This is a genomic window from Streptomyces xylophagus, from assembly GCF_000716435.1.
Taxonomy (GTDB): Bacteria; Actinomycetota; Actinomycetes; order Streptomycetales; family Streptomycetaceae; genus Streptomyces; species Streptomyces xylophagus.
This window is the reverse complement of the sequence record NZ_JNWO01000020.1, coordinates 108,378-122,503: the sequence shown is the minus strand read 5'-3', so window position 1 is coordinate 122,503 and position 14,126 is coordinate 108,378. Positions and strand designations below refer to the sequence as shown.

4 protein-coding genes are annotated in these 14,126 nt (G+C 70.8%); 2 read left to right on the top strand and 2 right to left on the bottom strand.

Annotated features, from left to right (window positions below):
• Positions 1–208 precede the first annotated feature (208 nt).
• Positions 209–529 carry a DMT family transporter gene (locus OO70_RS36030; protein WP_043680952.1) on the top strand — a complete coding sequence of 107 codons (321 nt, stop codon included), beginning with the start codon at positions 209–211 and terminating at the stop codon, positions 527–529.
• Positions 529–1,080, top strand: a complete 552-nt coding sequence (locus OO70_RS36025; protein ID WP_043680949.1) for a TetR/AcrR family transcriptional regulator — start codon at positions 529–531, stop codon at positions 1,078–1,080. Before OO70_RS36030 ends, OO70_RS36025 begins: the two co-directional genes overlap by 1 nt.
• Before the next feature lie 110 nt (positions 1,081–1,190).
• Here OO70_RS36025 and OO70_RS36020 read toward each other — a convergent pair whose 3' ends face one another.
• Complete coding sequence (locus OO70_RS36020; RefSeq protein WP_158711559.1) at positions 1,191–6,491, bottom strand: Tc toxin subunit A-related protein; 5,301 nt, start codon at positions 6,489–6,491, stop codon at positions 1,191–1,193.
• Positions 6,492–6,550: 59 nt separating this feature from the next.
• Positions 6,551–14,050, bottom strand: coding sequence for a SpvB/TcaC N-terminal domain-containing protein (locus OO70_RS54825; protein ID WP_078651693.1), 7,500 nt, complete (start codon positions 14,048–14,050; stop codon positions 6,551–6,553).
• Positions 14,051–14,126: the final 76 nt, after the last annotated feature.

The window sequence follows — 14,126 nt, the reverse complement described above, 5'->3', positions numbered from 1 at the left end:
TGACCGTGTGAGCCAGGTGTGTGAACGGTGAAACAGTAGTGGAGCGAGAGGCCTCCGAGCAGCCGTTTCAGCGAGCGGTTTCTACGAGATTCCGGGACGCCGGCGCGTGAGGTACGGCTCTCGTGTGACGTATGGGACTTCACGTCTCATACTCGGTGCGCTTTCGCTGTCGGCTCGGGCAGCGGCTTGGTTATGTACACTCGTACACATGGGATTCCTGATGCTCCTCACGGCGATCGCCGCGGAGGTGGGCGGCACCACCGCCATGAAGTTCAGCCACGGTTTCAGCCGGCTGTGGCCGTCGGTTCTTACGGTCCTCGGGTACGCGGTTTCCTTCGCGTTGCTCGCGCAGACGCTGAAGTCCATGTCGGTGGGTACGGCCTACGCGATCTGGTCCGGGCTCGGTACCGCGGCGATCGTGGGGATCGGGACGGTGTTCCTCGGGGAGGGGATGACCCTCGCGAAGGCCGCCGGAATCGCGCTGATCATCATCGGGGTGGTCGTCCTCAACATGGGCGGTGCGCACTGATGGCCCGGCGTTACGACCCCGAGCGGCGTCAGCGGATCATCGACGCGGCGATCCGGGTCGTCGGGCAGAAGGGCATCGCCGGGCTCAGCCACCGCTCCGTCGCCGCGGAGGCCGATGTTCCGCTCGGCTCGACGACGTACCACTTCACGACCCTCGACGAACTGATGGTCGCCGCACTGCGCCAGGCCAACGAGGGCTTCGCCAAGGTGATCGCCGCGCGCGGCGGGCTGGAGGACCCGCACACCGACCTGGCCGGGGAACTCGCCGGCTGGATGGGGGAGTGGCTCGCGGGTGACCGCACGGGCGTCGAGCTGGAGTACGAGCTGTATCTGGCCGCCCTGCGTCGCCCCGCGCTGCGCCCCGTCGCCGACGAGTGGGCCCGGGACCTCGCCGAGCGACTCTCCCGGCGGACGGACCCGGTCACCGCGCGGGCGCTGGTCGCGCTGATGGACGGGATCTGTCTCCAGGTGCTGCTGACGGACGCGCCGTACGACGAGGCGTACGCGCGGGAGGTGTTGGGGCGGGTGATTCCGCGCGCAGCGGAGGGGTGACGCACGCTTTCTGTCCCGGAGGGCGCGTCGCCGGCGTCACCGTCCGCGAACGAGCCCCTCGCGGCCGGGGCGGGAGTCCGTCGTGGAACTCCCGTCCCGGCCTGCTGGGGTCACGGCGTCCAGGTGGGGGCCTGTCCGGTCCAGCTGACGACGAGGACGATGTCGTCGAGATCGCCTGAGGCGAACAGGGCGGCCGCGTCGCTGCCGAAGGTGAGGTGCCAGTCGCCGGCGGGCGGGGGGCCACACAGGGGGACCCAGGAGGCGGCGTTGCCACGCCGGGTGCTGGCGATGCCGTTGGTGGCGGTGGCCGCGCCTCCGGCCGCGCCCCGGGTGAGGGTGACCACCGTGTCGGGCACCGTCCCGCCGCTGGAGAGCCGGACGGCGACGGCAGCGGTGGACAGGGCCTCGATGCCGACCGGGAAGTCGACGTCACGCAACGGGACGGTGACCGAACGGGCGCCGGTACCGTCGGGGTTGTTCAGGTCGTACCACTGGTCGGGGAAGTCGCGCGCCAGGCTGAACACACAGTCCGAGCCACGGTTTCGGTTGGCGTTGAGCCGGGTGACCACTTGGCCGCGGTAGGTGTCGTCGTAGGCGGCGGTGTAGTCGATGGTGAGCAGGACGTCGGCGATGCCGGAGAAGTCGAACGGGTTGGCCGCGGGAGGGAGTTGCAACTCCCAGGTGGTGTCCACGCCGCTGGACTCGAAGGGCAGCAGCAGGTCCGACTGGACGTCGAGTTCGAACACCCCGCTGGCGCTGACCGGCGACGTCAGGGCGACGACTCCCGGATCCGAGCGCACTGTCACGTCCTGGAAGGTGCCGTCCCCTCCGGTGGTCACCCGCGAGATGCCGTTGGAGTACAGGGTGGCGCGGATGCCCCGGTCGGGCGGCACGAGCGCGACGAGGCTGGTACGCACCTGGCGGATCAGCCGTAGGTAGTGGCCGGGGAAGTCGGAGTCGAAGAGGGACATCGGCGTGGCGAAGGCGAGCGTTCCGGTACGGCGGAACTCCAGGAACTCCACCGGCATCAGCCGGGCCAACGAGAACGTCTGGGAGAGGTTCAGACGTCGGCGGGCCGAGTTGAAGGAGTAGTCGTCGAGGCGGGCCAGGTCGGCGGTGAGCTGTTCCGCGCCGGTCAGGCCCTGGCGGTTGGCCTGGGCGGTGTTGGCCGTCAGCTCCGCGGGCGACTGCCAGTAGTCGTTGCGGATCACGGTCTGGGCCGGTTCCGCCCGTTCGAAGGCCAGCTGGGCCTGGGCCAGTCGGGCGGTCGCGGTGGCCTGCTGAAGGAAGTACCGGTACACACCGCCCAGGGTGTTGCTCATCCACAGATACAGATCGGCGTTGGTGAACTGTTCGTCGAGGAACTTCAGCGTGGCCACGGCCTGGTCGTGCTGCAGCGTGGCGGCGGCCTGCTCCTGGGCGGCGATCGTGACCTGGTCGCGGGCCGTCGTGACCTGGGCGGCGGCCACGAGTGACTCCTGCTGCGCGGCGACCTCCTGCAGCCGCCATTCGTCCTTGCGCTGCTCGATGCCGGCCTGGAGCTGGTTGGCCTGTATCTGGGCGTCGAGATGGTTCTGCACCAGCTCGAACCCGCCCTTGACCACGGTCGCCGCGGCGATCTGGCCGGAGAAGATCGTGCTGGCGCCGAAACTCGTCACCGCGTCGAACACGCTGGACGCCTTGGAGGCCGCCTGCAGGATGCCGATCGCCGTGTTCGCGACCGAGATGCCGTCCCTGACGGACTCCAGGTCGGAGTACTCGTCGAGCAGGTCGGTCTCGTACCGGCTGGGCGGCGCGTCGATGGCGGCGGCGTACGACGCGGCCGTCGTGTCGGCCTTGGTCTTCTGCGCGGTGGCGGCGATGACCGCGTCGTTGGCCTCCTGCACCCGGCTCGTCGCCACCCCGACCTGCGCGGCGGTCAGGTCGATGCCCTTGACCGCGTCGTAGAGGCGCAGGCTCCTGTCGTCGTACTTCTCGAGGGCGGAGAGGAATCCGGCCTCCATCTGGGCGGCCTGGGCGGCGAGTTGCCGGGCCCGCTCCAGCAGGGTCTTGAACCGGTAGGGGGTGGGCTGGACGACCGTGGCGGCCGCGATCCCCTGGGTGCGGGGCATGCCCGCGATGTTCCGCCCCTGCCTGATCTTGGCGAGCTGCACCTCCGCCCGGGTGCGCAGCACGTCCAGGTCCGGGATCGCCAGTTGTGGCTCGCCGGCGTTCAACGGGAGCTGCGGCTTCAGTGCGGCCGTGCCGAGCAGTCGCCGCGCGGTGACGTAGAGGGTGCGCGCGTGCGCGACCGACTCGTCGGTCTCCCGGGCGAACTGGGCGTCGGCGTAGTCGAGATGGCACCTGATGACGGACAGCAGGGTGTACCGGGTGTACGGGGCGGGGCGGTTGGCCACGAGTGCGAAGGGATTCAGCGCGGTCGTCCAGCCGGGCGGGAAACTGAGGTCGGGGCGGATGACCTTCTCGGTGTTGATCCGGTCGTAGAGGGACACCGGCTTCCCGGCGTCGTAGGCGTCGTACGAGTACATCAGCCGGTACCAGTCGAGCGCGGCCTGGTAGTCGCCGGAGGCCTGCAGCCGCTGGGCGAGCAGCATGGGTACGGTCCAGAAGATCTGCGTGTTGTCCGGTTCCGGCGGGCGTTGCGCGGTGCTCAGAGCCGGGTCGAAGTAGCCGAAGGTCCTGTTCATCGCCTTCAGGTAGGCCTTCGCCGCCTCCGCGGCCACGGAGCCGTTGAAGACGCCCGCGCCGCGTACGGTCTCGAAAAGGCTGTGCAGCGGCCCGTCGGCCGGGACGAGCAGGGCCGGGTCGAGATGGCGCTCGGGGAACAGGAACGCCAGGGTGGCGGCCTGCCAGCTGCCCAGTTCGCCCATCCATGTCCAGGCGGCGGTGAACGCGGGGGCGTTGAGGATCCAGGTCGCCGCGGGGTGGTTCGCCGCCAGTTCGCCCGCCCGCTTGGCCGACAGCAGTGACTGGACGCTCTCGATGGCCTGCCGGATGCGCGTGGTGCGCAGCGTGCCAGCGGCGAGGACGTCGACCAGGAACCTGGCCGACATCTCCTCGCCGATGTTGCCCGTGGTGGTGGGGGCGAGGTCCGCCAGGAGGGCGTCGCGCAGGATGGGCAGGGCGGTCTGCTCGGCCGCCGCGACGGCCTGGTAGTTGGCGTCGATCAGATCCTGGCGCTGGGCGATACGGCCGCGCAGCGTGGTCTGCCAGTCCGCGCGGGCACGGCTGTCGACGCGGTACGGGCCGACCGCGGGCCCGGCGGTGGCGGAGAGCACGAAGAAGTCGGGGGAGAGCGCGAACGTGGACTCCTGCGCCCGCCAGCCCGCGTAGAGCGTCTCCTTGTGCGCGCCGACGAGCACGGCCATCGCGTCGCCCCACTCGGGCGTCGTGACGGTCCCGGTGGCCGCGAGCCTGCTCAGTTTCCGCAGGAGGAGGAACCCGCTGCGGGTGAGCCCCGCCGCGGCGAGGGCGGCGCTGATGTCTTCGCCTTTCCCGTCCCTGGTCTCGAGGTCCGCGAGGTCGACGCCGGGCAGCGCCAGGTTCTGCATCGCCGCGAGGCCGGCCGCGGGATTGGCGGCCTTCGTCCGGGTGTCGTTGAGCTGTGTCATGTACAGGGTGAGCAGCAGAGTCCGGGAGCCGAGCAGCGTACGGACACGGTCGCCGTTGGGGCCGGGCACGACGTCCGCGGCGCCGATCACGTCGGGGTCGGCGAGCACCCGGTAGTGCGGTGGCACGATCGGGTGCTGGTCCTGCTCGGCCCAGCTCAGCGCGAGGGCGGTCTGCCGCCAGGTCAGCAGCCAGGGCGTCGACGGCACCCGCAACGGGTCGGCGCCGGTGGTCGCCTGGAACCCGAAGACGGTCTCCAGCACCGACTCGGCCGGTCCCGTGGCGTCCAGCAGCAACAGGTCGAGTTCGTCGGGCGAGGTCGCCGCCAGCCTGATGCCCAGCCGCGCGGCGAGTGCCTGCCGGACGGCCGGATCGGCGCCCCGGGCCAGCCGCAGTTCCACGTACGAGGTCCCGGCGGCGGCGAGCAGCGCCGTGTACGCGGCGATGCGGTAGTTCCGGTCCCCGTTCGCGCCCGGCGCGGTGGAGGTGTTCGTGGCGGTGATGTAGGACCGCAGCACCTCGATGGGCACCCGCAACTGGTTGATCTCGCGGTTTCCCTGGTCGACTTCCGCCGACAACGGCTGGCTCAACCGGTCGACGGGCTGCGTCAGGGCGCCGACCAGGGTGTGGGTGTCCAGGGGAGTCGGCGGGTTCCCCGGTAACGTCACCTGCTCCTGGGCGAACGACAGCAACGCGGCCAGGTACTCACGGTCGTTGAGCCGCTCGTCCAGGGTCTTCGGGGTGTACGAGCTGATCACCGTGACCGGGACGGTCTGCGGGGCCGGCATCGTGTTGCCCGCCGCGTCGGTCGCCCACACGTAGATCGTGTGCGCGCCGAACCCGGCCGGGGTCAGCGGCACCGAGGCGGTCCAGTTCCTGAAGTCCCCGGCCGCCCCCGGAGTCGCCGCCATCCTGGTTCCGGTGGGCGTCAGGGCCCACGCCACCGAGGCGCTGCCGCCGACCATGCCGCTCTGGAGGTCCTTCGCCGTGCCGTGCATGGAGACGGTCGCCGCGCCCGTGTCGTCGCCCGGGATGTTGCCGTTCTGCGGCGGAAAGTCGACCAGCACCTGTGCCGGTGAGACGTCCCGGCAGTTCACCGAGGTGGTCTTGGTCGAGCCGACCCCGTCGGGATCCGCGACGCTCACCCAGATGGTCCGCGTGCCCAGCGGCATCGGGGCGAGGGTGACGGTCGTCTGGAACTGGGTGCTGCCGGCGAGTATCTGCCCGGTCTTCACCCTGTCGTCCCAGCTGATGTTGACCGTGAGCGGGAAGTACTGGTCGCTCGTCGTGGTGACCTGGACGGTGACGTCCTTGCCGGCCTCGTCGAGGTTGACCGTGGTGCCGGCGACGGGTGCCGCCACCGTGAACGCGGGCGGCCCGGCCGCGTAGACCCGCACGCTCATCGGGTCCGACGAGTAGACGGCGCCGCCGGTGGTCACCGCGGACGCCACCAGCGTGTGCGTGCCGGGGGTCTGGAAGGTCACCGACTCGGTGCCGCCGCCTCCCCGGTGGTCGGAGAGGACCTGCACACCGTCGATGCTGATCCTGGTCTCCTGGAAGGTGACCATCGGCTCGTCGTTCCAACTGAGGTCCCCGGACAGCCACACCCAATGCGTACCCCGGTTGGCATTCACCGTGACCGCGGTCGCGACGCCCGCCACCGAACGAGCGGTCACCGGCGCGATGCTCACCGAGGGGAAGACTTCCGGGGGTGCCTGCGGAATCGTCTGGGACATCAGGGCCGCCATCCGTCCGTTGTTCGCAGTCGGCGATTCGCTCGACATTTCATTGCTGGTGGTCATGGGAGATCCCATCCGGTAGACGCCTATGACTGGTTCGTTCCATTCGTGCACGCGGACCATTACTTGAGCCGGAATCCGGCGCCTACCGGAATCCTGTTGTTCTTCGTACTCCCCGGTGCCACGTCGACTGTGGAATCTCTGATCAGGGCAGCCGAGTCCGATCCGTCCCAGGACAGGGCGTCGGACACTCCCATGTTCATCAGGCTGTCGCGGATCTCGGAGAGCCTCATCCCGCTGTCTCCGTCCTTCTGCCCGATGATGACGAGCAGTTCGTAGGTGCGCTGCAGGCCCATGACCGTTTTCCCGACTGTCGCTCCGCGGCCTTCCTGCCCCTTGAACACTCCGTTGCTGCGCTGCGCGAGGAAGCGTTCATTGCCGGGCCCGGGATCGCCGACAGCGGGGAGACCGGCCGGTGCACCCGGCTTGTACACGTTGGCCGGTCCGTAGGGGAGGCCATTGATGATCACGGGCGCACCTCCGCCGAACGCGACATCCGCGTAGGACGGCGGGTCTCCCGCCCCGAACTGCCAAGCGGCGCTGGGGCGTACGGACGAGGATGCCGATGAATTCCCGGGCAGCAGCAACGGGCTCGGCGTCGCCGCCGGATTGTTCCAGGAGAAGAAGAACGTCAGTGGCGAAGAGCGTCCTTCCACCACCTTGGCATGGGAGATGACCTGCCCTTGAGCGGGATAATCGGCGCGGTCGACAGGTGACATGTAGCCACCGCCCGTCAGCGAATGCCGTTCAAACATATTGGTGTTGATGACGGTCTCGCTGGCGGTGGGCGTATCTGTGCCCACCGCCGCCGAGGTGAATGTCTCGTGGTCCCCGCGCAGCACCACATAGGGTTCGGGCAGCCGCATGACGAGTACCGACACACCTCGATCCCGGAATGCCACCGGCTCATTCGGTGCGTTCCTGATCTGCGCGTTGACCCGGCGGAAGAACGCCTCGCCCTCGGCCGGCGTGGTCGGCAGGTGCAGGCCCGGGGCGGGCGCCGGGTCGGTGCCCCGGCGATCCTCGTAGACAACCGGATTGCCTCCGGCGTAGTTGTACAGGTCCATGCCACCGGCCATGCCGGTGGGATCGCAGGACAGCCACCGCGCGAGCCACGGCAGGTAGTACCTCACCCCGTGCCGGGCTGCCCCGCTTTCCTCGTCGCGCTCGCCTCCGGCGTAGCGATAGCGCTTGCGGGTGTAGCTGCCGAAGCTGGTCTCGCCGTACGGGGTGTATTCCTCGCGGTTGACGAGGGCGCCGGTGGTGCCGAGGACCGCGATGCTGCTGCCCAGGTGGTCGGGGAGGTGGTAGGCGACGGCGGGGCCGCGGTCGTCGGGGTGGGCGGGGCCGATGCGGGCGAGGGCGACGCGCTGGTGGTCGTCCATGACGTGGACGTGGTTGTTCTCGCCGGTGGCCCAGCGGTGGTGCTCGAACGTCCCGTCGGGGTAGTGGGTGACTTCGACGGCACCGCCCTGGCGGCGCACCAGTTTTTTGACCCGCCGACCGGTCGTGTCGTACAGGTACTGGGCATGGACGGAGGGCTCGGCGCCCGCGGTCCGGGTGGCGAACGTGGTCATCTGGTCGGTGTGATTCCACGTGAAGTGCCGGGACGTGGTCTCGGAGAGCATGTTGCCGTTGGCATCGAACGCGTAGTCGTAGGGTGTCTCCCCGAGTGTCGTCCGCCGCAGCCGGTTGCTCTCGGTCGCGACGGCGAAATCCCTGGTGAACCCGCCGGGCGCGGCGTGGGCCAGTTGGAGGATGCCGCCGATGGCGTTGTACCGGTACGTCTCGGTGTACGCCTGCGTCTGCGTGACGTCGGTGCCGCGTGGTGTGTCGAGCCAGGGGTCGCCTGCTGCCGGAGCTCCGTACTCGCGTCCGGTGGCCGACAGCAGCCGGTACACCGGGTCGTAGGCGAAGCGGCGGTCGAGCGCGTCGCCGCTTCCGATCAACCGCCGCAGGGCGGGGTCGGTGACGCCGAGTGCGTCGGGGTTGCCGCGGATGCCACTGCCGGGCGTCCGGTCCCGCACTCTCAGGATGTTCCCGACGAGGTCGTAGTCGTAGCCGCAGTCCCGCAGTGGGTCCCCGGTCTGACGGTAGGTGTTCTCGTCGACCGCTGCGCAGGGCTCGGTGCGTGTCCTCACCAACCGGAACGTGTGCGGGTCGTAGGCACATCTGGTCATGGTGCCGTTGCCGTGGACGACCAGGGTCCGCCGGCCCTTGGCGTCGTAGGCGATCCGCTGCACATAGGGCGTCGTGTCGAGACTGACTGCCTCCAGCGCTCCGGCCCTGTTGTACGCCGGGCGCAACTCCCCGCGGTGACCGTCCACATCGGCCGGGAACAGCTGCCGGGTCATCCGGTTGAGGGCGTCGTAGCCGGTCGTCGTGGTGTAACCGGAGGGTTCCAGCAGGGCGGCGTCGCGCTCGGCCTGAGTCTGGCCGGCACCGGGCGTCCAGTCGACCTGGAACGGCGTCACCTGCCAGCCCGAGTCCCCCGCGGTGGTGTAGCCGGCGAGGATCAGGGCGTCGGCGATCACCCGCCGGGTGGACTCCAGGACGTTTCCCTTGAAGTCGTGCGCCAGCGGCGTGACGAGCCCGGCCTCGTCGCGCAGCCGTGCCGGACGGCCGAGCAGGTTGCGGGTACGCGCGGAGGCGCGGTCGGCGGTCGGCTGATCGGGCGTGCCGCCGTCGCCGTACTCGATGAACTGACGCAGTGTCATCGGACGGGTGGCGTCGTCCCGGGCCCAGACCCGGGTCGGTCTGTGGAGCAGGTCGAACGCCCGAAGAACGATGGCGCCCTTGCCGTCCCGGGATTCCACCGGGTTGCCGAGCGCGTCGGGTACGGTGTCGCGTCGACCGGCGTCGATGCTGTCCGCCCGCCAGCGGCGCCCGGCCAGGTCGAAGCGGTATGCGAAGGCCGTTCGGCCGAGAGCGTCGACGGTCGCGACGAGGTTGTCCTGAAGGTCGTAGAGCGACCGGGTGGTCAGCCGGTCGTCCTCGAGCGGGCCGTTGCGCGCGGTGGCCCGCACCGTGCGCCCGAGCGCGTCGATCTCCGAGCCGGCCGGGGTGTTCCAGTGGTCCCGGTAGCTCGTGGAAGTGTCGCCGTGGGTGCGGCCCGCATTGTCGTTGGCGTCGTAGGTGTAGGACTCCCAGGGGGTCGGTGTGCAACTGTCAGGGTCGGTCACGTCGTCCAGGGCTCCGAAGACGACGCGCTGTTCGCTGCCGTCCGGGTTCACTGTGCGTACGACCCGCCCCCGCGGGTCGTAGAAGACGGTCGCCCGCTGCCCGGATCGGCTGTCGCCCGGCGGTGCGTACTCGTACCCCGTGGAGAAGAACGGTTCGTACTTGTGCACCACCCGGCCCTTGTTGTCGTAGATCTGCCAGCCGGAGACGATCACGTTGTCCGGATCGGCCTCGCCGCGAGTGCGCCCCACCGCGTCGCCGGTCGGCGCGAGGTCGCCGGCCGGGATGACGGCGCCGCCGAAAGCCGGGTCGCCGAACAGGGTGTCTTCGGCCTGCGCGCGGGACTGCAGCGGACGGCCGAAGCCGTCGGAATACGCCACCGAGACGATCGCCGCATCGCGCTGGTCGGTGGGGACCGCGGTGTCGGTGTCGTGGTGAATCCGATGCGTGGTGCGCACCGAGGCCGGTGAGCCGCGTTCCATGAACGCGAGCAGGTCGTACGTCATCTGCGCGCTCGGCTTGTCACCGTCGCCCTCGCCGTCCTTTCCGCTGAGGTATTGCGCGGTGACCAGCCCGGCGGGGGAGAACGTGACGCGGCCGAGGTTTCCGTTCACGTCGGTGACCTCACGGGCCTGCATGAGTCGGTAGTCGTGCACGGCGGCCGTGGCGAGCCCGGCCGGGTCGACCGCCCGAACCGGCAGCAGGTCGTGCTCGTCGTAGTCCACCAGGCTCTCCGCTCCCAGCGCGTCGAGCGAGGCGACCGGCAGGCCGCGCGGCATGCGGGCCGGGACGTGGACGTCGTAGCGGTGCCGGGCGGTGATCACGTAGTAGCCGCCGGGCGACCCCGGTACCTCGTCGTCCCCGTAGCGTGCGTATCCGGCCAGCGGTGGCAGCAGGGTGCCGAAGTCCCGCGGGTACTCGCCCGGCCAGGACGTCGGCACTCCCGGCGCCAGGTACACCGGACGGGGAGTGACCGCCCGCGGGTCGGCCGGGTCGAACAGACCGTCCAGGAAGGTGTCGGTGAACGCGAGCGACTCGGCCCGCACCGGCAACCCGTACTCGCCCAGGGCACCCAGCGCGAGCCCCGTGTACGCGTCGCCGTCGTAGTAGGTGCGGGAATGCCCGATCACCCGCAACGACACTCCTGCCCCGGCCGGGAGGCCCGGACCGGCCGGCACAGCGGCACGCAGGTCGGCCACCGGCAGCAGGCCGTCGTTGACGATCTCGAAGCAGGTCTTCCTCGCGACGCGGTCGACCAGGTAGTGGTCGGCGTCGTCGCGGCGGGCGTACTCGCTGGTCGTGTACGTGGCCAGGTACGGCTGTACCGGGGCGCCGGGCGGAGCCGCGGCGAGCGGGTCCCGCCCGCGCGGCACCGCGACGGCGAGCTGCCCGGTCGCGAACCCGTACGCGTCGTAGCCGGCGGGGAAGGCGAACTGTGTCATGGGTTCGGTGCCGCGTTCCCACTGCGTGGTCCGGCCGCCCAGGGCGAACGGGAAGAAGATCCGCTCCCGGTCGACGTCCTCGGCACCGGCCGAGGTCACGGCCGACTCCTCCCGTACACCGGAGACCGACTCGGTCACCGTGTACGGCAGCGCCTCGCGGGCGGTGCCGTCGAGCGCGTACAGCTCCGTGCGCAGGACCTGCCCGCGCAGCGTCCGCAACGCGGCCCGACGCGCGCCGCGCGGCAGGGCGGCCAGGAACGCGGCCTGCGCGGCCGGGCGGGGCAGCATGGGCGTGTCGCCCGCCCAGTACTCGTGCCGCAGGTCGAGCTCGGTCCAGTCGCCGGCCTCGATCGCGGCGACCGGCCCGGGATGGAACCAGCTCTTGGTCAGCGTGGGCGGCGAGTAGTGCTCCGCCGGTACGGAGCCGGACCCGGCCGGCGCGGCGCCGAACGTCTCCGTCTCGAGGTGCTCGACCATCGCGAAGCCGCGGAACTCCCGCTCCACGCCGTCCCAGTAGCCGTGGTGGTACCGGTACTCGGTGCTCAGCCTGCCGCCCGAGATCCGGTCGGTGACCTCGACCTTGGTGACGACCTGCACCGGAAACGGCAGCGTGGTCCGCCAGCGGGTCGCGGGATCGGCCTGGTCGCGCAGGTACTCCCGGGTCGACGGCGCGTACGTCACCTGGGTGACGGCCCCGAGGTTGTTGTCCATGCCGGTCAGCAGGTACGGCTTCGTGCCGCCGCCGAAGTCGAGGAACCGCAGGTTCGCGCCGCCCCGCCCCGGGGCGCCCGCCGCCCGGCTGAACAGCAGCCCCGCCATCCCGGTGCCGTACAGGTCGCACAGTTGGACCGAGTCCGAGTCGACGATGCCCGGAGTGCCGTTGATCGTGACCGGCTGAGCGGTCCACGCGTTGCCCGACCGGTTGCCCCACAGCGACACCCGACCGCGATCGACGTGGACCAGGTCGGCGGCGCCGTCACCGTCCACGTCGCCGAGCAGCACCCGGCGCGGGTCGTACCCGTCGGGCAGTCGCGGCGAGTCGCGCATCGTCACCTTCGCGCCCCACCGGTTGCGGCCGAGGTTCGGCCAGTACGAGATGTTCCCGTTGCCGAGGAGGACGAGGTCCTGGAGGCCGTCGCCGGTCATGTCCGCGAAGCGCACCCGCGGGTCGGCCAGGTCGACCCCGGGCCCCGTGCCGTTGCTGACCGCGGTGCGCTGCCAGGCCAGTTGCGGGTCCCGGTCGTTGAACCAGGCCTCGAGACGTCTGCCCGAACGCAGCACGTCCGTCAGCCCGTCACCGTCGAGATCGACCAGCTTCACGCGCGGATCGGACAGGTCCGCACTCGGCGCCTGCCGGTACCGCTGGAACGAACGGCGTGACCATCCGCCCGCGAACGTCATCGGGAAATATCCCGCCGGCCCGCCGCCCCCGGCCACGCGAGCGCCCGCGCGGCGGGGAGCGGCCTGCGCGACGATCAGGTCGGGACGCCCGTCGCCGTCCGCGTCCATGAACGAGGTACCGGCCACGCCGAGGGAGAACGGCGGGGCCTCGGTCAGCGTCCTCGGCAGCTCGAACCGGCCGTTCCCCGCGTTGTGCCAGACCCGTTGCGCGGCGCCGAGTTCCACCATGTCGGGCAGTCCGGTCCCGCGCAGGTCGACGAGCGCGTGGGTCGGACTGCTCAGTGCCGCGGTCGGCAGGCCGGGTCCCGTCACGGGTTCGAACCTGCGTGTCGCCGGGGCGAAGACCGCGTACCTGAACGCCAGCGGCGGCAGGGACTCGACGGCCGTCACGTTCGCCGCCTCGACCGCCGGCCCGGCAGCGGAGGCGGCGGCCGGCGCGATCGACTCTTCGGGCGGACCGGCGGGACCGTCGGCCGGTGGGGGTCCGCCGGGTCCGTCACCCGCCCCGGTACCGGCGCCTCCCGTCCCAGGGGCGCCGGACCCGGTCCCCGTGGCGGGAGCGGACTCGTCGATGCCGACGCAGGTCACGGCTGCCAGCAGGGACGCGCCGTTGAAGGTGGCCTGCTGGTAGCCGAGCCGGTACTCGCGCGCCACCCGCGCCACCCCGTCGGCGGCGTGTGTGGTCACCCGGACCGTGTCGCAGCGCAGCGACGTCCTGACCTCGAACCCGGCCCGGTGGTCGGAGAAGGGGTCCGGACGCGTGGAGTGGTCGAAGTCCACCGTGACCAGGAACGCCGGGTCGGCCCGGTCGCCGTAGTCCGCGTAGGAGATCCGGGCGAGCAGCGGTCGGTCCCAGGTGTGCCCCGGCTCCTGGCCGCGGTCGCGCAGGTAGGAGTACCGCACCAGGTTGCCGAGCGGGTCGGTGGTCTCGGTGATCCGCCACGCGAACACATGGCCGGGTACCTCGGGGTCGGCGGTCACAGCCGGGTCCTGCCATCCGTCCGGCGCGTCGGCCGGCCGCGGGGTGCCGTATCTGGTGCGGGAGCCGTCCTTGGTGCGGACCTCCCAGAAGTCGCCCGTGGCGTCCTTGACGTGCTCGATCCGGGCGAACATGCCCTCGGTTCTCGGGCGGTACCGCATCCGCCCCGGGGAGGCGCCCTCGACGGGCACCAGGTCCTCCGCCCCCGACAGCACGAACACGTCGGCACGGTCATCGGCGGCACCCGCGGCCGACGCGGCACCCGCGGTGTCGACGTACCGGGGCAGTCCCCGCGACGTCTTCCGCGACACGCCCGCCAGACCGAGCTCCCAGCCGAGCCCGAAGGGCCCGTTCCCGTTCCCCGTGCTGTACGTGAGCGTCAACTGCGGCTGCACACCGTGCCTACCGGCAGGCACCGCGAGCGGTACCGAGAAGTTCCCGGTCCCGGTGAACAGGTCGGGCGAGAACTTCTCCCCCAGACCGCCCACCGCACCGCCTCCTTTGGGCAACGAGATCACCGATCCCGCCGCGGTGGTGTCGGTCGTGCCCTCAGTGCTCATGTACCTGTCCCCTCGGTCACCAAAGATCACTGGACTGCGCCGCAGGTCCGTCCCCCACGTGGCGCGAAACTCATGG

What these genes read in the sequence shown, in the direction of transcription:
- OO70_RS36020 (WP_158711559.1), bottom strand. Translation starts at nt 6,491, where the DNA reads ATGACCACCAGCAATGAAATGTCGAGCGAATCGCCGACTGCGAACAAC.
- OO70_RS36025 (WP_043680949.1), top strand. Translation starts at nt 529, where the DNA reads ATGGCCCGGCGTTACGACCCCGAGCGGCGTCAGCGGATCATCGACGCG.
- OO70_RS36030 (WP_043680952.1), top strand. Translation starts at nt 209, where the DNA reads ATGGGATTCCTGATGCTCCTCACGGCGATCGCCGCGGAGGTGGGCGGC.
- OO70_RS54825 (WP_078651693.1), bottom strand. Translation starts at nt 14,050, where the DNA reads ATGAGCACTGAGGGCACGACCGACACCACCGCGGCGGGATCGGTGATC.